This is a genomic window from Rhizobacter sp. P2_H2 (assembly GCF_056403375.1).
In genome coordinates, this window is sequence record NZ_JBFUFP010000843.1 from 1 (window position 1) to 2,418 (window position 2,418).

General features: G+C 69.1%; 1 protein-coding gene. It reads left to right on the forward strand.

All coding sequences use genetic code 11. The features are described from left to right. A partial coding sequence (locus AC1D15_RS27135; RefSeq protein ID WP_477828451.1) for a calcium-binding protein occupies nucleotides 1-2,418 on the forward strand: 2,418 nt, incomplete at both ends.

Consider the following 2,418-nt stretch of genomic DNA (forward strand, 5'->3'; position numbering starts at 1 on the left):
CCACGCAGATCGTCGGCCGCGCCGGCGATGACCGGCTGTTCGCGGTGGTCGAGCAGACCGAGGCGCAGGCCCTGGCGGGCACGCCGTTGCTCACCGCGCAGGAAGCCCCGCTGCTCGACGGTGGCCAGGGCAACGACTTCATCGTCGGCAGCAGCGTCGACGACCTGGTCTTCGGCGGCCAGGGCGACGACCGCATCATCACCGGCGCGGGCCGCGACATCGTGCTCAGCGATGGCGACATGGGCACGGGCTTCAAGTCCTTCGCCGAACTCGGCCAGGCCGATACAGTGATGGAGGGTGAGAACCGCAACGGCCAGGGTGGCCAACACGTCAGCTGGCGCGACCTGGGGCCGGTCAGCACCGGCGAGTACGCGGTGTACATCACGAGCAAGGGCTGGACGGGCAACCCGGCCGGTGCAGGGAATCGGCTGTCGCTGCCGTACGGCTACATCGACCCGCTGGCCAACATCGACCTGCGGGCGTTCGCGCAGGACACGCTGGGCACGAGCGTGCTGCCCGAGAGCAACCCGCTGTATGCGTCCGTCGCTGCGCAGTTGGGCTACGAGCCCGGCAGCTTCGACCTGGTGATCCAGGGCAGCAGCCGTAACACCGGCAACGGCGGCTACGCCTACGACCCGAACGACCCGAACCCGCAGACGCGGCTGCTGGACAGCTTCAGCACGGCGGCATACGCCGGGCGCGACGTGATCGACACCGGCGCGGGAGATGACGTGGTCAACGCYGGTGGTGGCGACGACCTGGTCTTCGCGGGCGCTGACAACGACGTGGTGGCCGGCTACCAGGGCAACGACATCCTCAACGGCGATGCCGGCAACGATCTGCTGTACGGCGACTACCTGTCGCGGCTCAGCACGGCGCTGGTCGATGGCATCACCGGGCTGTCCAAGGGGCAGACGGGCCTGGACGGCAGCCAGCACGGCAACGACCTGCTCAACGGCGGCGCCGGCAACGACGTGCTGATGGGCAACGGCGGCTCCGACGTGCTGAACGGCGGTGACGACAACGACGAATTGCACGGCGACGAATACGGCCTTGCCGCGCAATGGTCCGGCAACGACGTCCTCGACGGCGGCGCCGGCAAGGACACGCTGATCGGTGGCGCGCTCGACGACGCGCTGAAAGGCGGCACCGGTGACGACGTGCTGTTCGGTGACGGTGAGATCACCTACGTGGCAGCCGAAGGACACGGCAACGACCAGCTCGACGGCGGCGACGGTAACGACCGTCTCTACGGCGGTGGTCGCGACGACGCGCTGGTCGGCGGCGCCGGCAATGACCAGTTGATGGGCGACGACACGATCGACAAGGTGCCTGGCAGCATCCACGGCAACGACCGGCTCGATGGCGGTGCCGGCGACGACACGCTGATGGGCGGCGGCGGCAACGACGTGCTCACCGGTGGCGATGGCGATGACTGGTTGTCGGGCGAGGACGAGGATGGCACCGCCGTGGTCTCCACGCTGACGGGCAACGACCAGCTCGACGGCGGCCGTGGCAAGGACACGCTGGTCGGCGGCAACGGCGACGACCAGCTGCACGGCGGCGAAGGCGACGACTTGCTGTTCGGCGGCGCCGGCAACGACACGCTGGACGGCGGCGCGGGCATCGACGGCCTGTCCGGCGGTGCAGGGGACGACACCTACATCGTGCGGGCATCCGATCTGAGCGACGGCGCCGTCGTCGACACCATCGTCGACAACCTGGGTCGCAACAAGATCGTCATCGAGGGTGGAGAGATCACCGCACAGGCTGCGCTGAACGGGACCGACCTGGTGCTGCGGATCGGTGCGGGCGGCATCCTGATCACGGGCGGGATGCAGGGGGCCGTCCAGACCTTCCAGGTCGCGGACGGGCAGGAGTTGAGCCTTGCCCGCGCGCTCGGCCAATGGCTGCGCGGACAGCAGGACCTCACCGCGTCGGGCACGGGCCAGCACCTGATCGGCGGAGCCGACAACGATGTCCTGCGCGCCGATGCGAACGCTCAGGGCTCCGTGCTGTCCGGTGGCATGGGCAATGACACCTTCGACATTGCGAGCACGCAAGGCACGACGCTGCAGTTCTCGCAAGGGGACGGGCGCGACACAGTGTCAGTCGCCGCCGAGGCTCGCAGCGCGGACAACGTGCTGCAGCTGCAGGGCGAAGACTTCATGCCGGAAGACCTGCGCCTGCGCCGCGAGGCGGACACCGGAGCCGTGGTGCTCGACATGGGCTCGTTCGGCGACGCGCTGGTGCTCGACCAGAAAGGCGTGTCGCAGCTGGCCACCGTGGGCCGCAGCTTCGATCGAATCGAGTTCGACGACGGCAGCGTCCTGACCTGGGACGAGCTGCTGGCGCGGGGTGTGCTGGTCGAGAGCACCGGCGCGGGCGCAACCCTGTTGGGCAGCAACGTGCACGACG